Genomic DNA, 21375 nt, shown 5'->3' with positions numbered 1-21375 from the left:
TGATCACCAAGAGGCTGTGAGCCGTTCGCGTACCTCCTCCGCCTCCTTCATGATCCGCTCCACCAGCTCCGCGCACGACGGCAGGTCGTCGATCACCCCGGCGACCTGCCCGGAGGCCATCACACCGAGGTCCGTACGGCCGTCCACCATCGCCGACTTCAGCAGCATCGGGGTGTTCGCGGCGAGCAGGACCTGGCTCCAGGTCAGGTCCTTGCCGTGCTTCATGGCGAGGCCGTCGCGGACCAGTCGGCGCCAGGTCAGCCCGGACAGCTTGCGGAAGCCCGCCGCTCTTCTCACGGCCTGGAGCAGGGTCCTGGTGCGGCCGGCGTGCTCCAGGGCCTCGACCAGTTCCGTACGGAGCATGCGGTGCGGCAGGCCGTCGACCGCCCGTGTCACCGTCACGTCCCGCACCGTCGCCGCCAGATACCGCGCCTTCACCGCGTCGGGCACGGTCGAGTCCGAGGTGAGCAGGAAGCGCGTGCCCATGGCGACGCCCGCCGCCCCGTACGCCAGCGCCGCGACCAGACCCCGCCCGTCGAAGAAGCCGCCCGCCGCCACGACCGGTATCCGCACCGCGTCCACCACCTGCGGCAGCAGCACCGTCGTCGCCACCTCGCCGGTGTGCCCGCCGCCCTCGCCGCCCTGCACGATCACCGCGTCCGCGCCCCACGCCGCGACCTTCTCGGCGTGCCGCCGGGCACCCACGGAGGGGATGACCACGACGCCGGCCTCCTTGAGCTCGGCGATCAGCCCGGGGGAGGGTGCGAGGGCGAAGGACGCGACCCGTACGCCCTCGTCGACGATGATCCGCACCCGCTCGCCCGCATCTCCGGCGTCCGCGCGCAGATTCACCCCGAACGGCTCGTGAGTACGGGACTTGACCTCCCGTACGGCGTCCCGCAGCCGGTCGAGCGTCATGGTCGCGGAGGCCAGGATGCCCAGCGCGCCCGCGTCGGCCGCCGCGGAGACCAGGCGCGGGCCGGCCACCCAGCCCATGCCGGTCTGCACGATGGGGTGGCGGACCCCGACGAGCCTCGTCAGCGCGGTCTCCATCAGTCCCCGACCTCGCGATACCTGGCCCCTTGCGGGTCGATGACCTCACGGATCAACTCCAGTTCCCGCGGGGCCGGCTCGCGGGTGTATGGCACCTCGTCCGGGACGTACAGCTCGAAGCCCGTCGCCTCCCGCACCTGCTCGACGGTGACCTGCGGATGGAGGGCGGCGAGACGCATCGCGTGGTCCGGCGTGGCGAAGTCGAAGACGCCGAGGTCGGTGACCACGCGGGGGATGCGGTGGAAGCGGGCGGCGCTCGGGCCCGCGGCGGCGGCACGGTCGTAGCCCACCCCGCACACCATGTCGACCTTCTCGACGAAGACCCGCGACGAGTGCTTGGGGACCCAGTAACTGGTCGGGTTGTTCAGGGTATTGACCGGGGCGCCGCGCACGCCCAGCAGTTGTCGCTTCGGTTCGGCCCAGTCGCCGATGCACGAGATGTTCTGGTTGCCGAAGCGGTCGATCTGGCTCGCGCCCATCATCACGTGCCGGCGCCCACCGGTGACCATGGTCAGATGCTGCCGGTAGGGCAGCCAGCCCTCCACCGTGCCGTCGACACCGACGAGCATCGCCTCGCCGTCGGTGAGCAGCAGGTCGGGGGAGAAGGTGCGCTTGGCGAGGCGGGCGCCCACGGCCGGGATCAGGCCCATGGGGCTCGCGAGTATCTCGCCGTTGTCCCGCCAGGCCTCGGCGCAGGCGATCACGCAGTACTCGGCACGGGTGACGGTCACTGGTCCCGCTCCTTCCGCCAGTCCCCCACGGCGCGTTGGTAGTGCTGCTCGTCCCCGCCGAGGAACCGCCCGGCGAACTCGGCGTACGGCGTGGTGGCGTACAGCTTCTGGAAGGCCTCGTCCCGGCCGTAATCGGGGGCGCACGAGGTGAAGTGGGCGCCGTTCGGCGCCTCGATCACGCCCGTCACGCTGGACCGCTTGAGCAGCAGCGTCTGCGGTGCTGCCTCCTTGGTCGGCTCGGCGGTGCCGATGTTGTCGACGAGCTGCTCGCACGACACGTACGCCGCGTCCGCCGCCTCGCAGAACAGGTCGTCGAAGTAGGGGTCCGGGCCCAGGTACCGGCCGTTGCCCAGCCGGTCCGCGCGGTTCAGGTGGACGAGGGCCGCGTCCAGGCGCAGCGCGGGCATGGCCACGAACGTCTCCGCGTCCTCGTACGGCGAAGTGACCGTCCTGAGGCCCGGGTTGACCCGCATCACGTCCGAGCCGAGACCGGCCCGCACCGGCAGGAACGGCAGGCGGTTGGCGGCCGCGTGCAACCCCCACATGAACATCGCCTCGTCGACCTCCATCAGTTCGAAGGCGCCACGCTCGCGTGCCGCGCGGTAGTTCGGTTCGAGGGGGATCGAGTCGAGGGTCACGAAGGCGGTGACGAGCCTGCGGATCCGTCCGGCGGCGGCCAGCAGGCCGATGTCCGGGCCGCCGTACGCGACGACGGTGAGATCGGTGATCTGGGTCCGCAGCAGCGCTCGCACCAGCGCCATCGGTTTGCGGCGCGAGCCCCAGCCGCCGATGCCGAGCGTCATCCCGCTCTCCAGGCGACCGACGGCTTCCTCGGCCGACATGGTCTTGTCGCTCACCGGGCGGCCTCCTTGCCGAAGGTGTCGCGAACGCGGCCCGCGACCCCGCCGAGGTCGGCCTCGAAGGTGAAGCCCTGCTCGAAGCGGTAGCTGCGGCGGACGTCGACGGGGTCGATGCCGTTGATGGCGGCCTTGGCCAGCCGGATGAGCTGCCCGTCCTTGGCGGCGATCTCGCGGGCCAACTCCAGTGCGGCCGCGCGCAGTTCGGCGCGCGGCACGACCCGCCACACCGAGCCGTGCGCGTGCAGCTCGGCCGCGGTCGCGGTGCGCGAGGTGTAGTACAGGGCGCGCATCAGGTGCTGCGGGACCAGCCGGGCCAGGTGGGTGGCCGCGCCGAGCGCGCCGCGGTCCAGCTCGGGCAGGCCGAAGGTCGCGTCCTCGCTCGCCACGATCGCGTCCGCGTTCCCCACCAGGCCGATCCCGCCGCCCAAACAGAAGCCCTGCACGGCCGCGACGACCGGCACCTCGCACTCGTACACCGCGGCGAAGGCCTCGAAGCAGCCGCGGTTGGCGCCGATCAGCGCCTGCTGCCCCTGGGCCTGTATCTCCTTGATGTCCACGCCCGCGTTGAAACCGTGCCCCTCGGCGGCCAGCACCACGCACCGGACCCCGGCGTCCCGGCCGGCCGCGCGCACGGCGTCGGCCAGCGCGAACCAGCCCCGCACCGGCAGGGCGTTCACCGGCGGGAAGTCGACCGTGACGACGGCTATGCCAGTTTTTTCGGGCCCCTTTTCCGGGGACGAGGTGGAGACACCCATGGGCGCATCAGCTACCTTTCCACCAAACGTTTGTTAGGTGAAGGGTAGCGGCGAATGGAGCTGAACGGGAAGGTCGCGGTCGTCACCGGCGGTACCCGCGGCGTCGGCGCAGGCATCGCGCGGGCCTTGGCGGAGGCGGGCGCCGAGGTCGTGGTCGGTGCGCGCCGGCCGCCGGAAGTCCCGGTGCCCAAGACCGAGTTCGTGCCGCTGGACGTACGGGACGCCGAGTCCCTGCGGCGGTTCTTCGCCGAGCTGCCCCGCCTCGACGTCCTGGTCAACAACGCGGGCGGCGCCCCCTACCGGCCGCTCGCCGAGGCCGAGGCCGAACGGCACGTCAAAGTCGTCGAGTTGAATCTCCTCGCACCGCTCACCGTGTCCCTCGCCGCGTACGACCACCTGAGGCGTGCCGAGGGCTCCATCGTGATGATCGGCAGCGTCAGCGGCAGCCGCCCCTCGCCCGGTACCGCCGCCTACGGGGCGGCCAAGGCCGGGCTGGAACATCTGGCCCGCTCGATGGCCGTCGAGTGGGCGCCGGAGGTACGCGTGAACACCGTGGTCGTCGGCATGGTCCGCACCGAGCTGTCCCACCTCCACTACGGCGGCCCCGACGGCATCGCCGCCGTCGCCCGCACCGTCCCCGCGGGGCGACTGGCCGAGCCGTCCGACGTCGGCGCGGCCGCGGTCTTCCTCGCGTCCGACGCCGCCGCGTACATCAGTGGGGCCTCGCTGCTCGTCCACGGGGGCGGGGAGCGGCCCGCCTTCCTCGACGCCGCAACCGCCGACAACCGTCGACACGGAGACAAGGAGAGCTGAGATGAGTGCACGGCCGCTGTGCGAGGGACGCGTCGTGATCGTCACGGGCGCCGGCCGCGGGCTCGGTCGCGCGCACGCGCTCGCCTTCGCCGCCGAGGGCGCCCGGCTCGTCGTCAACGACCTCGGCGTCGGCCTCGACGGCACGCCGGGCGCCGACGGCCCGGCCCGCCGAGTCGCCGACGAGATCCGCGCCGCGGGCGGCGAGGCCGTGGCCCACGGCGGCGACATCGCCACGACCGGGGGCGCCGCCTCCCTCGTACGCAACGCCCTGGAGACGTACGGCCGTCTCGACACCCTCGTCAACAACGCCGGGTTCCTGCGCGACCGGATGCTCGTCAACCTCGACGAGGACGACTGGGACGCGGTCGTACGCGTCCACCTCAAGGGGCACTTCCTGCCGCTCAGGCATGCGGCGGCGTACTGGCGGGCGGAGGCGAAGGCGGGGCGGACGCCGGTGGCGCGGGTCGTCAACACCAGTAGCGGCGCGGGCCTGTTGGGGTCGGTCGGGCAGGGGAACTACAGCGCCGCCAAGGCCGGGATCGTCGCGTTGACGCTGGTCGCGGCGGCCGAGATGGGGCGGTACGGGGTCCAGGTCAACGCGATCGCGCCGGCCGCCCGGACCCGGATGACACAGGAGACCTTCGCCCGGACGATGGCCGCGCCCGCCGGGGGCTTCGACGCGATGGCGCCGGAGAACGTGTCGCCCCTGGTGGTGTGGCTCGGCTCGGCCGTGAGCGCGGGCGTCACCGGACGGGTCTTCGAGGCCGAGGGCGGCCGGATCACCGTCATGGAGGGCTGGCGACCGGGACCGAGCGCCGACAAGGGTGCCCGGTGGACACCGGCCGAGGCGGGGGACGTCACGCTGAAGCTGCTGGCGGAGGCCGAGGTTCCGGGGGCGGTGTACGGGGCGGGGTAGGGCCCCGGGGTTCGGAGCAGGGCGGCCGGGGCTCGGGACGGGGCGGTCGCGTCAGCCGTCCCCCGTCGGATCCCCCGGCGCCACCAGCCCCGTCTCGTACGCGAGGACCACGGCCTGGACGCGGTCGCGGAGCTCCAGCTTGGAGAGGATGCGGCCGATGTGGGTCTTGACCGTGGTGGGGCTGAGGAACAGGCGGTCCGCGAGTTCGGCGTTGCTCAGGCCGGTCGCGAGGAGCCGCAGTACCTCCAGTTCGCGCGGGGTGAGGCCGGACAGGTCGCGGTGGAGGGCGGCCGGACGGGGCTCCTCGCGGTGGGCGAAGCGCTCGATGAGGCGGCGGGTGATGGCGGGCGCGAGCAGGGCGTCGCCGGACCGCACGAGGCGTACGGCGGCCACCAGATGCTCGGGCGTGACGTCCTTGAGCAGGAAGCCGCTGGCTCCGGCGGTGAGCGCGGCGTACACGTAGTGGTCGAGGTCGTACGTGGTCAGGATGATGACGCGCAGGCCGGCCGGATCGCTGTCGGCGAGGATCCGCCGGGTGGCCTCGATGCCGTCCATGCGTGGCATCCGGATGTCCATGAGGACCACGTCGGGCCGGGTGCGCCGGACCGCGGCGACCGCCTCCGCCCCGTCGGCCGCCTCGGCCGTCACCTCGATGCCGTCCGCGGCCAGGATCATCCCGAAACCGGTCCGTACCAGGGCCTGGTCGTCGGCGATGACCGCGCGCAGCGCCGGCGGCCGGTTCACGCCGCCCGCCAGGGGACTCGGGCCCTGATCCGATAGCCGCCGGCGAGGGTGGGACCGGCCGTCAGCTCACCGCCGTAGACCGCGAGGCGTTCGCGCAGCCCGATCAGTCCGCGGCCGTTGCCGTCCTCGGCCGAGGAGTCCCGGACGGCGCCGGTGTCGCTGACCTCGATCTCCAGCCAGTGGTCGGCGTAGCCGATCGTCACGCAGGCGTCTGCGCCGGGCGCGTGTTTGATCGTGTTGGTCAGCGCCTCTTGCACCACGCGGTACGCGGCCAGATCCACCCCGGGCGACAGCGGCTCCGGCGGCAGCGACACGGCGACGCCGACCGGGGTGCCGGCGGTGCGCACCCGTTCGATCAGCGCGTCGAGCTGTCCGAGGCCGGGCTGTGGTTCCAGGCCGTCGGCGGGGCTGTCGGCGCGACCGGTGTTCGGGGCCGCCAACAGGCCCATCACATGGCGTAGTTCCGCCATCGCGGCCCTGCCTCCGGCCTCCACCGCCAGCAGTGCCTGCTTCGACCGCTCCGGTGCCGCGTCCATCACTTTGCGGGCCGCCCCCGCCTGGATGACCATCACGCTCACATTGTGGGTCACGACGTCGTGCAACTCGGCGGCGATCCGCGCCCGTTCCTCCTCCACGGCCCGGCGCATGCTCTCCTCCTGCGCCTGCTGCAACTCGGCGAACCGGTCCCGGCCGGCCGCGAGGCGTCGCTGCCAGAAGCGGACCGTCCCCGCCAGCACCCCGGCGGCCAGCAGCACGACCACGGGACTCGACCACCCCGGCAGGATCGGATCCGTCTGCCGGAACGCCAGGCCGGCCGGCACCGCGGCGACGACCAGACAGGCCGGCGCCAGTGTCCGGTGGCGACTGTGCTTCACCGCGCTGTAGGCGCCGATGACACAGGTCAGCACAGTGATCCAGGTGGCACGGTCCCCGATGCCCAGTGCCGCGGCCAGCACGACCGCGAACGCGGCCAGCGGATACCGGCGCCGGGCCGCGAGCGGCAGCGCCGACAGCAGCACGAGGGGCCAGGGCGGCGCGGAGATCTGGTCCTCCGCCACCCGCACACCCGGTGCCGGGGGGTAGGGAGGGATGGGCACCCCGTACTCGTCCCTCGGCACGACGAACGCCGGCCCGTCACCGGGATACCGCGCGGCCACGATCAACGCGACCACGGTCAAGGCGACCGCCAGCACCACGTCGGCGCGCACCGCCCGCCGTGACAGCGGGGCTCCCTTCGCCTCCGGCCGCAGCGCGTCCCGCAGTTGCCGGCGCCATCCGGGCCGCTCCTCCGTCTCCATCGGCTCATTGTGTGGCCCGTCCGCCGCGGCCGCGTCCGCCTGGACGACCAGGACGACCGGGACACCGTCCCGCAGGCGTACTTCGCAGGGATGACCCCGCGGCGGGTCCTCCGCGGGGAGGTCCGCATGTCGGTGCCGCGGCCGACGCGCCCGACGAGGCCCCGCCCCTAGGTTCGCCGGGACCCGACACCTTCGCCGGGACCCGACCGGGCACGAGCGACCGTAAGGACGGACGACTCCCATGACCTCCCTGGCCCCAACGTCTCCCCTGGCCCCAACGACTCACGTGATCGAACTTGCGGGCGTGGCCAAGCGCTACGACAGCGCCGGCGCGCCCGCCCTCGGACCGCTCGACCTCGCCGTCGCGCAGGGCGAGGCCCTCGCCGTCACGGGGCCCTCCGGCAGCGGCAAATCCACGCTGCTGAACCTCGTCGCCGGCCTGGACCGGCCGACGGAGGGCACGGTGACCGTCGCCGGGCGGCGGATCGACCGGTTGAGCGAGCACGCGCTGGCCCGGTTCCGCCGGGAACGGATCGGCATGGTCTTCCAGTTCTTCAACCTGCTCGACGACCTGACCGTCACCGACAACATCCAGCTCCCCGCCCAGCTGACCGGCACCGCGCGACGCCAGGCCGCGGCCCGCGCCGGCGAGCTCATGGAGCTGCTCGGCATCCAGCAGCACGCCCGCGCCTACCCCGGCCGGCTCTCCGGCGGCGAACGCCAACGGGTCGCGGTCGCCCGCGCCCTGGTCAACCGGCCCGCACTGCTGCTCGCGGACGAGCCGACCGGCGCGCTCGACACCGCGTCCGGCCAGGACGTACGGGACCTGCTGGTCGATCTGCACCGCGGCGGCCAGACCATCGTGCTGGTCACCCACGACCTGCCGTTGGCGGCGGCCTGCGCGAGCCGCACGATCCACCTCGTGGACGGTCATCTCGCCCTCGACACACACGCGGAGGCGGTTCGATGAGCGGCTTCGGTACCGGCGCGCTCGGCCGGGTCGTCCGCTCGGGGGTGGGCCGGCGACGGGTGCAGACCGTGGTGATCGCGGTGGCCGTGATGATGGCCGTGGCCTCGGCCGTGGTCGCCGGATCGCTGATGGTCGCCGCGGACGCCCCCTTCGACAAGGCCTTCGCCCGGCAGGACGGCGCCCACCTCACCGCGGACTACGACCCGGCGAAGGCGAGCACGGCACAGCTGGAGTCCACCGGCCGGCTCGACGGCGTCACGGCCACCGCGGGACCGTACCCCGTCACGACGATCCGCGCGGTGGACGAGGGCGGCGGCCACCTGCAGCCGCCCCTCACCCTGGCCGGGCGCTCCACCCCGCACGCCGACGTGGACGATCTCGACCTGTCCTTGGGCCACTGGCCGACGAAGCCGGGCGAGATCGTGCTCACCCCGCAGGTCGCCGGCCCCGCCTTCAAGCTCGGCACCACCCTGAGGACTTCGGACGCCGCCGACGCCCCGACCCTGACCGTCGTCGGCATCGCGACGTCGGCGGCCAGGACCGCGGACGCCTGGGCAACCCCCGCACAAGTCACGGCACTTGCCTCGAAGGACACCCCGGTCACCAGCCAGATGCTCTACCGCTTCGACTCCGCGGACACGGGCGGTCAGATCGCCGCCGCCCGCAAGAAGCTCACCGCCGCCGTGCCCGCCGGTGCACTCCTGGGCACCCAGTCCTACCTGGACACCAAGCGTGCCGCCGACGCGGGCGCGGCACCCACCATCCCGTTCCTCATCGCGTTCGGTGTGCTCGGCATCGCGATGTCGCTGATCATCGTCGGCAGTGTGGTCAGCGGCGCGGTCGGCACCAGCCTGCGAAGGATCGGCATCCTCAAGGCCATCGGCTTCACCCCGCGCCAGGTCGTGCGCGCCTACGTCGCCCAGGCACTCATCCCGGCAGGCGCCGGCATCGCCCTGGGCGTCGTCCTCGGCAACCTGCTCGCCGTACCGCTCCTGGACGACACCGAGCAGGTGTACGGCACCGCCTCACTGACCGTCGCCTGGTGGGTGGACGTCGTCGTACCGGCCGCCGCGCTGCTCGTCGTGGGGATCGCGGCGCTGGTTCCCGCACTGCGCGCCGGGCGCCTGCGCACCGTCGAGGCCATCGCGGTGGGCCGCGCGCCGCGCACCGGACGCGGCCAGTGGGCGCACCGGGCGGCGGGCCGGCTGCCGCTGCCGCGCGCGGTGACCTACGGTCTCGCCGCGCCCTTCGCTCACCCGGTCCGCACGGCGGCGATGCTGCTCGCGGTGGCCTTCGGTACGGTCGCGGCGACCTTCGCGGTGGGCCTGACCTCGTCCCTGCACGCGGTCGGCGAGGCACAGGACCCCGAGAACCGGGCGGCGGTCAGTGTCTTCACCGGCACCGGCACCGGACCGACGGTCAGCCGCGGCGGACCCGCCCCCGCGCCGGGTACGCCCGAGCCCTCGGCCGCCGACCCGGCACGCGTGCGTGCCGCCATCGAGGCACAGGACGGCACGGCCTCGTACTACGGCAAGACCCAGACGGACGCCATCGTCGGCGGGGTCTCCGGCACCGTCCGGGCCGTCCTCTACGAGGGAGACTCCCGCTCCGGCGCCTACGAGATGATCTCCGGCCACTGGATCACCGGTGCGGGGCAGGTCGTCGTGCCCTCGGGCTTTCTGGAGAAGACCGGCACCGAGATCGGCGACACGATACGGGTGACCCACCAGGAGCGGACGCGGACCCTGCGCATCGTCGGCGAGGCCTTCGACACCTCGGACGACGAACTGGAGATCCACGCGAACCTCGCCGACTTCCCGGCGGCCGAACCCGGTGTGTTCCTCGTCGAGGTGAAGCCGGGCGTCTCCGCCACCGAGTACGCCCGCGAACTCGCCGCGACCGTTCAGCCCCTGGGCGGCGACGCCAGTGCGAACTCCGCCTCGCAGCAGGACAACTTCATCCTCATCCTGGACGCGATGGCCGCGCTGCTCACCCTCATGCTGGTCTGTGTGGCCGGCCTCGGCGTGCTCAACTCCGTCGTCCTCGACACCCGCGAGCGCGTCCACGACCTCGGCGTGTGCAAGGCGCTCGGCATGTCGCCACGCCAGACCGTGGGCCTCGTCCTCGCCTCGGTGGCCGGGATCGGCGTACTGGGCGGACTGGTCGGCGTACCGGCGGGATTCGCGCTGCACGCCTACGTGCTGCCGGTGATGGGGCACGCGGCGGGCACCGACCTGCCGCCGTCGGTCCTCGACGTGTACGACACTCCGCGGCTGGTGCTGCTGGGGCTGGCCGGCCTGACCATCGCCCTGCTGGGCGCGCTGCTTCCGGCGGGCTGGGCGGCGAGGACGCGTACGGCGACGGCCCTGCGGACGGAGTAGACGCTCTGCCGGCTACGCGCTCGGTCAGCTAGGTGTCGCACTCCAGCACCGTCCTGCACAACGAACACCGCGCCCGCATCCTCCCCCGTACCGGAACTCTGATCCGCTGGTGGCAGGTCGGGCAGGGGAAGGAGACGCGCAGGCGGCCGCCGCTGTCGGGAGAGAAGGCGTAGTGCACACCCGGCTGGGGACCGGGCGCGGGCGCGGGCGCGGGCGCGTGCCGCCGGTCGCGGGCGTATCGGCGTCGCCCCGCCCAGCCGGCCGCCGTCAGCGGGGGCTGCTGTTCGTCCTGGCGGGCCCGGGCCATGCCCTTGACGTACGCCGTGTAGGCCTGCGGGCTGGTGAACCACACCGACGGGTCCTCGCCGAAGACCAGGGCGCGTTTGGCGAGGACGTAACCGAACTCCTCCGGGGTGAGATAGCCGAGCTTCTGGGAGGACGCCCCGTCCTCCCGGTACGCGTCGAGGAGCAGCCAGCCCGCACCGAGGTAGGTCGCCGCGGTGTCGGTGAGGATCTCGTTCTCCCGGGTGCCGGGGAAGGTCAGGTCCAGGCGGTGCAGATAGACGTGCATCACCTCATGCGCGAGGGCCGCGCCGATGTCCCGGCGATGGGTGCGGAAACGGTCGTTCAGCTCGACGAAGTACTCGGGCCCGGCGGTGAGTTCGACGTTCGCCGCATGCTTCATCTCCCGGAAGCTCACCACCATCCGGGCGTCCGGCAGCCGGTAGTGCCGCACCAGCTCGCGCGCCACCCGCTGTGCCCCGAGATACAGGTCGTCGGTGTCGCAGAACGCCACGTCGACAGGGGCCACGCTGGTCGAGAACGTCTGGATGGTGTCGTACGACAGTCGCCTGTACAGCGTGGTGACGGCGGCCCGCACCGTCTCCAGATGCGGATACCCGTGCTCGACCGGTCCGTCGTTCGCCACGCCCGTACCCCCAAGAGGCCGTGAACCCGCTTCCACTCTACGGCGACGCGGGTGGATTTTCGCTGGTCGGATCGGCCGCTACGGGCCGGAGCGCGCGCCGCGTCCGCGCCACCTGTTCGAACTCCAGCAGCCATACGTCGTTGGTGCCCTCCCGCAGTACCGGTCCCGGCACGTACAGCGACCGCTGCGGCCCCGCCGACAGTAACGCCCCAGGTCGAAGCCGAAAGTTCACCGTGGCGAGCACCCCGGGGATCGAACCGCCGGAGAGCGTGTGGTCCTCCGGGCCGTCCGAGGTGAACAACCAGCCCCCTGGCGTCGATCACGTCCATGGACAAAGATCGGTGCTGCTCGGACACACGTACGACCGCCGGAGGGCCGCGGATGTACCACACCTGTATGCGGTTCTTCACGCCCGCCCCCGCCCACCACCGGCTCGGCCTCGTCTGCCTCGGCGTCGGCCTCCAGCACGGCGCCCTGCCCACCGTCGGCCCGCGCACCCTCGACAGCCACGTCGCCGTCGTCATCAGCACCGGCAGCGGCTGGTACCTGGCCCCCGACGGCAGCCGCACCACCGTCACCGCCCCCGCCCTGCTGTGGCTCACCCCCGGCATCCCCCACCACTACGCGCCCGACCCCGGCCCCGGCTGGGACGAGGGCTTCGTCGGCTTCACCGGACCCGCCACCGCCACGTACACCGAACTCGGCTACATCGAACCCGACCGCCCCGTCGTCCCTCTCTCCGACGCCACCGGCCCGCGCGCCGTCATCGCACGCATCGCCCGCGCCGCCCGCCGCGACAACCCCCTCCTCGAAGTGGAGACCGGCGCCGCCGTCCACGAACTCCTCGTCGCCCTGCGCCGCGCCCGCGCCGACCTCGCCCCCGACGGCGACCCCGTCCTCAAGGCCCTCGCCCGCGACGCCTTCAAACCGCTGTCCGTCGCAGACCACGCCGCCCGGCACGGCATGACCACCGCCGAACTGCGCACCGCCGTCCGCCGCGGCGCCGGCTGCAGCCCCAAGGACTACCTCCTCGGCATCCGCCTCGGCCGCGCCAAGGAACTCCTCGCCGCCACCGAACTGACCGTCGCCGCCGTCGCCCGCCGCGTCGGCTACGACGACCCCGCCTACTTCTCCCGCCTGTTCACCCGCCGCGTCGGCATGGCCCCCGTCCGCTTCCGCGCCCAGGAGAGCCGAGTGGTTCCCGGCGGCTGGAGCAACCAGGTACCGGATCCGGACGATCCACCCATGATCGAGAGCCCGACCGCCCCGTAATGTGGACCCCCATGACCACCAGCAACAACGGAACCGGCGACGTCGACCCCGCCGTCCGCGAGGAACTCGCCCGGCTCCGCGACAGCATCGACAACATCGACGCGGCCGTCGTCCACATGCTCGCCGAACGCTTCAAATGCACCCAGCAGGTCGGCCACCTCAAGGCCAGACACCAACTGCCGCCCGCCGACGCGGCCCGCGAAGCCCGGCAGATCGAACGCCTGCGCACCCTCGCCGAGAACGCCAAACTCGACCCGGCCTTCGCCGAGAAGTTCCTGAACTTCATCATCGCCGAAGTGATCAGACACCACGAGCGCATCGCCGAGGACACCGTCAACGGATCCACGCAACCGGCGAATTGACCTCGCCCGACGCCTCCGAGGACGTGACACACGGCCCCGCGAGGGGCATGCTGCGCTGTGCACTCCTTGTCAGCTGACGAGCACACCCCGTCAGCTCCTCGGACATACGCTGGTCTGTCCACGAGGGAGGGACGTCGGGCCATGCCGTCGGATGCCAGGATCCTCATCGTCGACGACCACGAAGACACGCTGTACGCCCTGGAGAGCGCCCTGGCCCCGCTGGGCTACCGGCTGGGCCGCGCCACCAGCGGCGACGAGGCCCTCAAACAGGTGCTGCGCGGCCAGGTCGGCCTCCTCCTGCTCGACGTGCGCATGCCCGGCGTCAGCGGCCTCGAAGTGGTGCGCTACATGCGCCGCGTCGAACAGACCCAGCACATACCCGTCATCCTCCTCACCGGCTTCGGCGCCGACCACGCACTGACCTCCACCGCCTTCGGCCTCGGCGTCGCCGACCTCGTCCTCAAACCCATCGACCCCTGGGCCCTGCGCACCAAGGTCCGCTACCTCTTCGACGCCCACCAACGCCACCTCGCCCTCGAACACGAGGTCCGCGAACTACGCGCCCTCGTCAAGGACCACGCCGAAGCCGAAGAACACCCCCCACGCCCCGCCCTGCCTCACCCGGACACCCGCGTCCCCACCCAGCGCGGACAAGGGGCGCACACCGAGGAGCTCGAACAGGACCGGACATAGGCCGCGTACCGATCCGCCCCTGTGCCAGGTCAGCGGCATCAGGCAGCATGTCCTGCATGTCCGTACTGACGCGCGACGAAGCGCAGACCCGAGCCAAGCTCCTCGACGTCCACCGCTACACGATCGACCTCGATCTGACCACCGGCGACGAGACCTTCGACTCCCGCACCGTCATCACGTTCACCGTCCGCGCGGACCAGGACGCCACGGACACCTTCCTCGAGGTCCAGCCGGCCGAACTGCGCTCCGTCACCCTCGACGGACAACCCCTCGACCCCGAAACCCTCGACGAAAACCGCCTCCCCCTGAAAAACCTCACCCCCGGCGAGCACGAACTGCGCGTCGACGCGGCCATGCGCTACTCCCGCACCGGCGAAGGCATGCACCGCTTCACCGACCCCAGCGACGGCGAAACCTACCTCTACACCCAACTCGCCATGGACGACTGCAAACGCGTCTTCCCCGCCTTCGACCAACCCGACCTCAAAGCCGTCTTCGACCTCACCGTCAAAGCCCCCGAAGACTGGACCGTCCTCGCCAACAGCATCACCGAACACACCGGCGACGGCCTCTGGAAAGCCGCCCCCACCCCACGCATCCCCACCTACCTCCTCGCCGTCACCGCCGGCCCCTGGCACTCCGTACGCACCGAACACCGCGGCCTGCCCTTCGGCCTCCACTGCCGCCGCTCCCTCGCCCCCCACCTCGACGCCGACACCGACGAACTCTTCGAGATCACCAAGCAGTGCTACGACCGCTACCACGAGAAATTCGAGGAGCCCTACCCCTTCGACTCCTACGACCAGGCATTCGTCCCCGAATTCAACTACGGCGCCATGGAAAACCCCGGACTGGTCACCTTCCGCGACGAGTTCGTCTACCGCTCCGCCGTCACCGACACCGAACGCCAGACCCGCGCCATGGTCATCGCCCACGAAATGGCCCACATGTGGTTCGGCGACCTCGTCACCCTCCAATGGTGGGACGACCTCTGGCTGAACGAATCGTTCGCCGAGTACATGGGCTACCAGACCCTCACCGAAGCCACCCGCTTCACCGACACCTGGACCGACTTCGGCATCGCCCGCAAACCCTGGGGATACGACGCCGACCAGCGCCCCTCCACCCACCCCGTCGCCCCCGAAACCGTCGAGGACACCGCCTCCGCCCTCACCAACATCGACGGCATCTCCTACGCCAAGGGCGCCTCCGCACTACGCCAACTCGTCTTCTGGCTCGGCGAGAAAAACTTCCTCGACGGCATCAACACCCACTTCGCCCGCCACAAGTTCGCCAACGCCACCCTCGCCGACTTCGTCGACTCCCTCGCCTCCGTCACCGACCGCGACGTCCACGCCTGGGCCGACACCTGGCTGCGCACCACCGGAGTCGACACCCTCACCCCCCGCATCACCCCCGGCGACGACGGCACCTGCACCCTCACCATCGACCGCACCGGCAGCCGCCCCCACCGCATCGCCGTCGGCCTCTACGACCAGGACGTCACCGACGAGGACCGCCACCTCGTCCTGCGCGAACGCCTCGACCTCGACATCCCCCACACCACCCCCCACCCCATCGGCAAACGCCCCGCACTGCTCCTCCTCAACGACGGCGACCTCACCTACGCCAAGGTCCGCTTCGACCCACAGTCCTTCCGAAGCGTCAACGCCGGCCTCTCCGGCCTGCCCGACCCCCTCACCCGCGCCGTCGTATGGAACGCCCTGCGCGACTCCGTACGCGACGGCGAACTGGCCCCCACCGCCTACCTCGACGCCGCCCGCACCCACCTCCCACAAGAGACCGACCTCGCCATCGTGCAAGGCGTCCTCGCCTTCGCCACCGCACACGTCACCGACCGCTACCTCACCCCCGAACAGCGGCCCACCGCCCTCGCCACCCTCACCGCCCTCAGCCGCGACCTCATCCGCCGCACCGAGGACGGCGACAACCCCGGCCTGCGCCTCATCGCCGTACGCCACTTCATCGACGTCGCCGCCCACCCCGACACCATCGCCGCCTGGCTCGCCGACGGCACCGTCCCCGGCGGCCCCGAACTCGACCCCGAACTGCGCTGGCGCGTCCTCGCCCGCCTCGCCGTCCTCGGCGCCACCGACGAGGCCGCCATCACCGCCGAACTACAGCGCGACCCCAGCGCCACCGGCCAGGAAGGCGCCACCCGCTGCCGCGCCGCCCTGCCCGACGAGGACGCCAAACAGCGGGCATGGGAGGCCATGTTCAGCGACGACACCCTCTCCAACTACCTCTTCACCGCCACCGCCCAGGGCTTCTGGCAACCCGAACAGAACGACCTCCTACAGCAGTACGTCCCGCGCTACTTCCACGACGTCGTCACCCTCGCCGCCCGCCGCGGCCCCGCCATCGCCGAGGCCGCCGGCCGCTGGGCCTTCCCGGCCCACGCCGTCGACACCGAGACACTCCGACTCGGCGAGGAATGTCTGAACAACGGCGACCCGATCCCGGCACTGCGCCGCAAGCTGGCCGACCAGCTGGACGACTTGGCGCGGGCTTTGAAGGTCAGGGAGGTGTAGCGCCCCGACAGGGGCGCGGGACCGGATCGATCAGCGGCTCGGCCCCGTGGGCGCGACCAGCCACCCACGGCCCGCAGTTCGAGCCCACACGTCCCCCGCCACGGCGCTCCGACGGCACTGCCCGCGGAGCGCCCAGTACCCCCTTCCGGGTTCCGATCGTTGGGCTCTCCGGGCGCCACCACGCATTCGCGGACAAGCTGGAACTCCCTCTGCCCAGCGCCCGGAGGACCCACCATGAGCACACCGAGCCTCGCCTCGGGCCCCGACGGCCCCCACACCCTACGGCCCCTGCTCGACACCGTGCTCGACGCCCTGCGCGACGGCACCCGGGCCCGCCGCGGCCCACTCCCGGCCGGCGGCCCCACCGCGGTCGCCGCCCGCGTACGCGACGCCGTCGGCGACGTACTCCCGGACCACGGCGACCCCAACGCCCTACGACACCTCGTCCACACCCTCGCCGAAGGCTCCGCCGACCCCGCGCACCCCCACTGCGCCGCCCACCTCCACTGCCCACCCCTCGCCGTCGCCACCGCCGCCGACCTCGCCGTCTCCACCCTCAACCCGTCCCTCGACTCCTGGGACCAGGCCCCGGCGGCATCGGAACTGGAAGCACTGGTGACACGGGCACTCGCCCAGCAAGCCGGTGCCGCCGACGCACTCATCACCACCGGCGGCACCGAATCCAACCAACTCGCCCTCCTCCTCGCCCGCGAAACCCACGGCGCCCGCATCCGCCTCGTCCACGGCGCCAACGCCCACCACTCCCTGCCCCGCGCCGCCTGGCTCCTCGGCCTCCCCGCCCCCCTGGTCATCCCCGCCCCCACCGGCACCCTCGACCCCGCCGCCCTGGCCGAAACCCTCACCACCCTCTCCGGCCCCGGCCCGCACGGTCCCGTCCTCGTAGCCGCCACCGCAGGCACCACCGACGCCGGACTCATCGACCCCCTCCCCGAGATCGCCGCCCTGTGCCGCGCCCACCACGCCCGCCTGCACATCGACGCCGCCTACGGCGGAGGCCTCCTCTTCAGCGACCGCCACCGCCCCAAACTCACCGGCCTCGACGCCGCCGACACCATCACCCTCGACCTGCACAAACTCGGCTGGCAACCCATCGCCGCCGGCCTCCTCACCGTCAAAGACCCCCGCGACCTCACCACCCTCGACCAACGCGCCGACTACCTCAACGCCGACGACGACACCGACGCCGGCCTGCCCGACCTCCTCGGCCGCTCACTGCGCACCACCCGCCGCCCCGACGTCCTCAAAATCGCCGTCACCCTCAAAACCCTCGGCCGCACCGGCCTCGCCACCCTCGTCGACCAGGTCTGCGAACACGCCCACACCTTCGCCGACCTCGTCCACCACCACCCCGCCTTCGAACTCCACGCCCGGCCCACCATCAGCACCGTCCTGTTCCGGCCCACGGGCGCCACCGACGACGCCGTCGCCGCCGTACGCCGACACCTCCTCACCCACGGCCGAGCCGTCCTCGGCCGCGCCCGCCTCGACGGCCGCCTCTGGCTCAAGGCCACCCTCCTCAACCCCCACACCCGGCCCGACGACCTGACCGGGCTGCTCACACTCGTGGAAGGAACCACACCCCGATGACGCACCCCCCACGCCACGAGCCCGACGCACCCCGCGACCTCGTCGGCATCGGCATCGGCCCCTTCAACCTCTCCCTCGCCGCCCTCGCCCACCCCCTCACCCCACTCGACACCGTCTTCTACGACCAACGCCCCACCTTCGACTGGCACCCCGGCCTCCTCATCGAAGGCGCCACCATCCAAGTCCCCTTCCTCGCCGACCTCGTGACCCTCGCCGACCCCACCAGCCCCTGGACCTTCCTCAACTACCTCAAGACCCGCGAGAGACTCTTCCCCTTCTACTTCGCCGAGCGCTTCCACATCCAGCGCGCCGAATACGACGCCTACTGCCGCTGGGTGTCCGAAAACCTCCCCGCACTCCACTTCGGACACCAGGTCGACGCCGTCCGCTGGAACCCCGAACGCGACCTCTTCGAAGTCGACTTCACCCAACTCGACACAGAAGGAGAAGCCGAAGCCCTCGGACGGACCTACACCAGGAACATCGTCCTCGGCATCGGCTCCGAACCGTACGTACCGGAACCCCTCAAGCCCCTCGTCGACGCCCCCACCGTCCCCGTCGTACACGCCGCCGACTACCTCGCCCACCGCGACACCTTCCTCACCGCCGACCACGTCACCGTCATCGGCTCAGGACAGTCCGGCGCCGAAATCTTCCTCGACCTGCTCCGCCACCGCCCCGAAGGCCACGAAAAACTCCACTGGCTCGGCCGCACCCAGGCCTTCGCACCCATGGAGTACTCCAAACTCGGCCTCGAACACTTCACCCCCGACTACACCCGCTACTTCCACGCCCTCACCGAAAACGTCCGCGACCACCTCGCCACCACCCAATGGCAACTCCACAAAGCCATCGACGCCGACACCATCGCCGCCATCCACGACGAGCTCTACCGCCGCACCCTGCACGGCGGCTGGCCCGACGCCGTCCTCACCCCCGGCGTCCGCGTCCGCACCGCAGGCCGCATCGGCACCACCAAGATCGAACTCCACCTCGAACACACCCAGCAGAACACCCGCACCCGCCTCACCACCGACGCCGTCGTCCTCGCCACCGGCTACCGCGAACGCCCCCTCGACCGCATCCTCGCCGGCCTCGACCCCTACCTCCGCCACGACAGCCGCGAACGCCCCCGCGTCGACGAACACTTCCGCCTCGCCCTCGACCCCTCCGTCACCGGCACGGCCTACGTACAGAACGCCGAACGCCACACCCACGGCGTCGGCACCCCCGACCTCGGCCTCGCCGCCTGGCGCAGCGCCACCATCCTCAACTCCCTGACCGGAAAAGACCCCTACCCACAGCCGACCCGCACCGCCTTCACCACCTTCGGCCTGGAAACCAAGCCCCACATCCCCCCGGCCCGACAGTCGCAGGACCTCACCCCCCTGACCGAAAGCCGCTAGAAACACCGAAGGACGGTGGGAGAACCTCCCACCGCCCCTCACACACAGACCCCGCACCACACGAGGCCCAGAACAGACCCAGGAACGCACAGCGTCCCGGAGCCCTAGAAAACCGGCGTACCGCCCCGCGTCAACTTCCAGTCCACCGACGCGAAGTCCTTCGGATCCAGCACACCCTTCGCCGTCACCCACTCCGAGATCCGCGTCCGGATCTCCGTCGACTCCGCCCACACCTCCGTCGCCGACGCCACAAACGGGAACGCACCACCACCATTGGCCCGGTAGTTGTTCACCGCCAACACGAACCGCTGCGCGTCATCCAACGCGACACCGTTGTACGAAAGATTCCTGATCCGCGAACCCGCCCCCTGCGCGATGTCGATCTCATACGACACACCCGACACATAGTCGTAGTTGTAGTCCGGACGACCACCCGCGTTCGTCAACTTCTCCACGTCGACCACCGCATCCGCCGCCGTCTGCACGAAGTACTCCGCCGAATACTCCAGATACGTCCTGATCTGCGCACCCGTCATCAACTTCGCCACCAGCGTGTTGTCGTACACATACAGACTCGACAGATCCCGGATCGTCACATCACCCGCCGGAATCTCCGACGTCCGCGAGAACGGCGACGCCTGCGCGATCACCGGCACCGACGCATACTCCGTACCCGCCAGCGCCGCCCTGACCACGTCCTCCTGCACCTTCGTGATCAGGTCGATGATCGGCGCGTCCTTGTACCGCGCCTCCACCGTCGTCAGCGCCTCGGTCGCCGTACCGACCACCTGGTTGACGTACTCCACCACGACATCATGGTCGGCCTTCAACAACTTCGTGATCTTCGGATCGTCCGCGACCGCATTCGAGTTCAACACCGACGCCGAAACCGACTCGACCGCCCAACGACCCTTCTCGAAAACCAACTCGAAGTCGAACAAAGACACCCGCTCCGCATAGGCCAACGGCTCCGACAACACCACCGACCTACCCGTCTTCTCATTCGTGACCAGCAACTCCGGGATCTCCACATGCGCATGCCCGACCAGAATCGCATCGATACCCGGCACCTGCTGCGCCACCAACGCCGCCGAATTCTCGACATACGGCAACTGGTCACCGTAAGAAGAAGTCCCCGACGAACCCGAATGCGCCGACACGACCACCACATCCGCACCCATCGACCGAAGCTTCGGCACCCACTTCGCCGCCTGCTCCTCAAGCCCCGGGAACGTCAACCTGCCCTGCACATACGCCTTGTCCCAGATAGCGATACCCGGATTCGTCAAACCCAGCACCGCCACCTTCACCGGCGGCGCACCCTTCACGCGGAACTCCTTGATGAAGTACGGCGGAAACGCCGGCTTCAACGTCTTCGCATCCAACGCGTTCGCACCCAGCAGCGGAAAATCACACTGCTCCTCGAACTTGCGCAACGTCTCGATGCCGTAGTTGAACTCGTGATTGCCGAGCGCCACCGCGTCATACCCGATCGCGTTCATCGCCGCCGCCATCGGATGCACCGGACCACCCACAGCAGTGATCGGATCAACCTTCGCGTAGTAGTACGTCAGCGGAGTGCCCTGGATCGTGTCACCCGCATCCAGCAACAGCGTGTTCCCGCGGCCCCTCTCCTCACGGACCTGGTTCACCAGCGTCGACACCCGGGCCAGACCCTGCGCGTTGCCCTTCGCGTCGGCGTACTCCGCGTCCTTGAAGTAGTCCCAGTTGAAGACGTGACCGTGCAGATCGGTCGTACCCATCACCGTCAGCGCATACCGCTTCACAGGCCTGGAGCCCTCCTTCGCCTCCGCAGCCTCCGCCGCCGGAGCCGCCACCGAACCGGCCAGCGCGACACCCGCACCGGTCACAGCGGACTTCTTCAGGAACTTCCGACGGTTCAACGGCATGTCTGCTACTCCTCGAGGAACGGTCAACAACGCGCGTAGATTCTGACCCGGACATGCCGCACGACAACAGACCCCGCAGGTTTCGATCTGGTGACCAGCAAGGCGCGTCAAGCAGATGAGAAC

General features: G+C 71.1%; 19 protein-coding genes. 10 read left to right on the top strand and 9 right to left on the bottom strand.

Annotated features, from left to right (window positions below; genetic code table 11):
• Window positions 1-3: 3 nt before the first annotated feature.
• Genes ACFYO2_RS01550 through ACFYO2_RS01535 form a run of 4 tightly spaced genes read right to left on the bottom strand, consistent with a single transcriptional unit; the run spans window position 4 to window position 3399 of the window.
• Window positions 4-1053: an NAD(P)H-dependent flavin oxidoreductase gene (locus ACFYO2_RS01550; RefSeq protein WP_388342496.1), complete on the bottom strand. Its 1050-nt coding sequence runs from the start codon at window positions 1051-1053 to the stop codon at window positions 4-6.
• Window positions 1053-1784, bottom strand: coding sequence for a CoA-transferase subunit beta (locus ACFYO2_RS01545; protein WP_388342494.1), 732 nt, complete (start codon window positions 1782-1784; stop codon window positions 1053-1055). The genes ACFYO2_RS01550 and ACFYO2_RS01545 overlap by 1 nt, the downstream gene beginning before the upstream one ends.
• Entirely contained in the window at window positions 1781-2641 is an 861-nt protein-coding gene (locus tag ACFYO2_RS01540) for a CoA transferase subunit A (RefSeq protein WP_388342492.1), read from the bottom strand. The genes ACFYO2_RS01545 and ACFYO2_RS01540 overlap by 4 nt, the downstream gene beginning before the upstream one ends.
• On the bottom strand, window positions 2638-3399 hold the full coding sequence (locus ACFYO2_RS01535) for an enoyl-CoA hydratase family protein (RefSeq protein ID WP_388342489.1): 762 nt from the start codon (window positions 3397-3399) through the stop codon (window positions 2638-2640). Before ACFYO2_RS01535 ends, ACFYO2_RS01540 begins: the two co-directional genes overlap by 4 nt.
• 54 nt (window positions 3400-3453) lie before the next feature.
• Here ACFYO2_RS01535 and ACFYO2_RS01530 point away from each other — a divergent pair, with 54 nt between their 5' ends.
• Together ACFYO2_RS01530 and ACFYO2_RS01525 are read left to right on the top strand one after the other, a co-directional pair.
• On the top strand, window positions 3454-4212 hold the full coding sequence (locus ACFYO2_RS01530) for an SDR family oxidoreductase (RefSeq protein ID WP_388342487.1): 759 nt from the start codon (window positions 3454-3456) through the stop codon (window positions 4210-4212).
• Window position 4213: 1 nt separating this feature from the next.
• Entirely contained in the window at window positions 4214-5128 is a 915-nt protein-coding gene (locus tag ACFYO2_RS01525) for an SDR family oxidoreductase (RefSeq protein WP_388342484.1), read from the top strand.
• Between the two features lie 51 nt (window positions 5129-5179).
• Here ACFYO2_RS01525 and ACFYO2_RS01520 read toward each other — a convergent pair whose 3' ends face one another.
• Window positions 5180-5884: a response regulator gene (locus ACFYO2_RS01520; protein WP_388343927.1), complete on the bottom strand. Its 705-nt coding sequence runs from the start codon at window positions 5882-5884 to the stop codon at window positions 5180-5182.
• Entirely contained in the window at window positions 5869-7170 is a 1302-nt protein-coding gene (locus ACFYO2_RS01515) for a sensor histidine kinase (RefSeq protein WP_388342481.1), read from the bottom strand. The genes ACFYO2_RS01520 and ACFYO2_RS01515 overlap by 16 nt, the downstream gene beginning before the upstream one ends.
• Before the next feature lie 241 nt (window positions 7171-7411).
• Here ACFYO2_RS01515 and ACFYO2_RS01510 point away from each other — a divergent pair, with 241 nt between their 5' ends.
• Window positions 7412-8140, top strand: a complete 729-nt coding sequence (locus tag ACFYO2_RS01510; RefSeq protein WP_388342478.1) for an ABC transporter ATP-binding protein — start codon at window positions 7412-7414, stop codon at window positions 8138-8140.
• A complete protein-coding gene (locus tag ACFYO2_RS01505; protein WP_388342476.1) occupies window positions 8137-10521 on the top strand; it encodes an FtsX-like permease family protein in 2385 nt (794 codons plus the stop codon). The genes ACFYO2_RS01510 and ACFYO2_RS01505 overlap by 4 nt, the downstream gene beginning before the upstream one ends.
• Window positions 10522-10549: 28 nt before the next feature.
• Here ACFYO2_RS01505 and ACFYO2_RS01500 read toward each other — a convergent pair whose 3' ends face one another.
• Together ACFYO2_RS01500 and ACFYO2_RS01495 are read right to left on the bottom strand one after the other, a co-directional pair.
• A complete protein-coding gene (locus ACFYO2_RS01500; RefSeq protein ID WP_388342475.1) occupies window positions 10550-11449 on the bottom strand; it encodes a hypothetical protein in 900 nt (299 codons plus the stop codon).
• 37 nt (window positions 11450-11486) lie between these two features.
• Window positions 11487-11750 carry a hypothetical protein gene (locus tag ACFYO2_RS01495; RefSeq protein ID WP_388344019.1) on the bottom strand — a complete coding sequence of 88 codons (264 nt, stop codon included), beginning with the start codon at window positions 11748-11750 and terminating at the stop codon, window positions 11487-11489.
• 80 nt (window positions 11751-11830) lie between these two features.
• On the opposite strand from ACFYO2_RS01495, the gene ACFYO2_RS01490 reads away from it, so the two are divergent.
• The 6 genes from ACFYO2_RS01490 (at window position 11831) to ACFYO2_RS01465 (ending at window position 19342) form a co-directional block, all read left to right on the top strand.
• Entirely contained in the window at window positions 11831-12721 is an 891-nt protein-coding gene (locus tag ACFYO2_RS01490; RefSeq protein WP_388342472.1) for a helix-turn-helix domain-containing protein, read from the top strand.
• An 11-nt stretch (window positions 12722-12732) separates the two neighbouring features.
• A complete protein-coding gene (locus ACFYO2_RS01485) occupies window positions 12733-13083 on the top strand; it encodes a chorismate mutase (protein ID WP_388342470.1) in 351 nt (116 codons plus the stop codon).
• Between the two features lie 141 nt (window positions 13084-13224).
• The gene (locus ACFYO2_RS01480; protein WP_388342467.1) at window positions 13225-13776 is read left to right on the top strand and encodes a two-component system response regulator; all 552 of its coding nucleotides are present in this window, start codon (window positions 13225-13227) and stop codon (window positions 13774-13776) included.
• Between the two features lie 56 nt (window positions 13777-13832).
• Window positions 13833-16328, top strand: coding sequence for an aminopeptidase N (gene pepN / locus ACFYO2_RS01475; RefSeq protein ID WP_388342464.1), 2496 nt, complete (start codon window positions 13833-13835; stop codon window positions 16326-16328).
• Between the two features lie 234 nt (window positions 16329-16562).
• Window positions 16563-17936 carry a pyridoxal phosphate-dependent decarboxylase family protein gene (locus tag ACFYO2_RS01470; RefSeq protein ID WP_388342461.1) on the top strand — a complete coding sequence of 458 codons (1374 nt, stop codon included), beginning with the start codon at window positions 16563-16565 and terminating at the stop codon, window positions 17934-17936.
• Entirely contained in the window at window positions 17933-19342 is a 1410-nt protein-coding gene (locus ACFYO2_RS01465) for a lysine N(6)-hydroxylase/L-ornithine N(5)-oxygenase family protein (protein ID WP_388342458.1), read from the top strand. The genes ACFYO2_RS01470 and ACFYO2_RS01465 overlap by 4 nt, the downstream gene beginning before the upstream one ends.
• 104 nt (window positions 19343-19446) lie before the next feature.
• Here ACFYO2_RS01465 and ACFYO2_RS01460 read toward each other — a convergent pair whose 3' ends face one another.
• On the bottom strand, window positions 19447-21252 hold the full coding sequence (locus ACFYO2_RS01460) for a 5'-nucleotidase C-terminal domain-containing protein (RefSeq protein WP_388342455.1): 1806 nt from the start codon (window positions 21250-21252) through the stop codon (window positions 19447-19449).
• Window positions 21253-21375: the final 123 nt, after the last annotated feature.

This window comes from Streptomyces sp. NPDC006602 (genome assembly GCF_042870385.1).
In the GTDB taxonomy this organism is placed as follows: domain Bacteria; phylum Actinomycetota; class Actinomycetes; order Streptomycetales; family Streptomycetaceae; genus Streptomyces.
Note: the sequence above shows the minus strand (reverse complement) of the source record. Positions and strands in the feature narration are given on the sequence as shown.

Excerpts from the sequence above, each read along its gene's own strand:
- ACFYO2_RS01550 (WP_388342496.1), bottom strand. The coding sequence starts at position 1,053 with ATGGAGACCGCGCTGACGAGGCTCGTCGGGGTCCGCCACCCCATCGTG.
- ACFYO2_RS01535 (WP_388342489.1), bottom strand. The coding sequence starts at position 3,399 with ATGGGTGTCTCCACCTCGTCCCCGGAAAAGGGGCCCGAAAAAACTGGC.
- ACFYO2_RS01530 (WP_388342487.1), top strand. The coding sequence starts at position 3,454 with ATGGAGCTGAACGGGAAGGTCGCGGTCGTCACCGGCGGTACCCGCGGC.
- ACFYO2_RS01525 (WP_388342484.1), top strand. The coding sequence starts at position 4,214 with ATGAGTGCACGGCCGCTGTGCGAGGGACGCGTCGTGATCGTCACGGGC.
- ACFYO2_RS01515 (WP_388342481.1), bottom strand. The coding sequence starts at position 7,170 with ATGGAGACGGAGGAGCGGCCCGGATGGCGCCGGCAACTGCGGGACGCG.
- ACFYO2_RS01510 (WP_388342478.1), top strand. The coding sequence starts at position 7,412 with ATGACCTCCCTGGCCCCAACGTCTCCCCTGGCCCCAACGACTCACGTG.
- ACFYO2_RS01505 (WP_388342476.1), top strand. The coding sequence starts at position 8,137 with ATGAGCGGCTTCGGTACCGGCGCGCTCGGCCGGGTCGTCCGCTCGGGG.
- ACFYO2_RS01490 (WP_388342472.1), top strand. The coding sequence starts at position 11,831 with ATGTACCACACCTGTATGCGGTTCTTCACGCCCGCCCCCGCCCACCAC.
- ACFYO2_RS01485 (WP_388342470.1), top strand. The coding sequence starts at position 12,733 with ATGACCACCAGCAACAACGGAACCGGCGACGTCGACCCCGCCGTCCGC.
- ACFYO2_RS01480 (WP_388342467.1), top strand. The coding sequence starts at position 13,225 with ATGCCGTCGGATGCCAGGATCCTCATCGTCGACGACCACGAAGACACG.
- pepN (WP_388342464.1), top strand. The coding sequence starts at position 13,833 with ATGTCCGTACTGACGCGCGACGAAGCGCAGACCCGAGCCAAGCTCCTC.
- ACFYO2_RS01470 (WP_388342461.1), top strand. The coding sequence starts at position 16,563 with ATGAGCACACCGAGCCTCGCCTCGGGCCCCGACGGCCCCCACACCCTA.
- ACFYO2_RS01465 (WP_388342458.1), top strand. The coding sequence starts at position 17,933 with ATGACGCACCCCCCACGCCACGAGCCCGACGCACCCCGCGACCTCGTC.
- ACFYO2_RS01460 (WP_388342455.1), bottom strand. The coding sequence starts at position 21,252 with ATGCCGTTGAACCGTCGGAAGTTCCTGAAGAAGTCCGCTGTGACCGGT.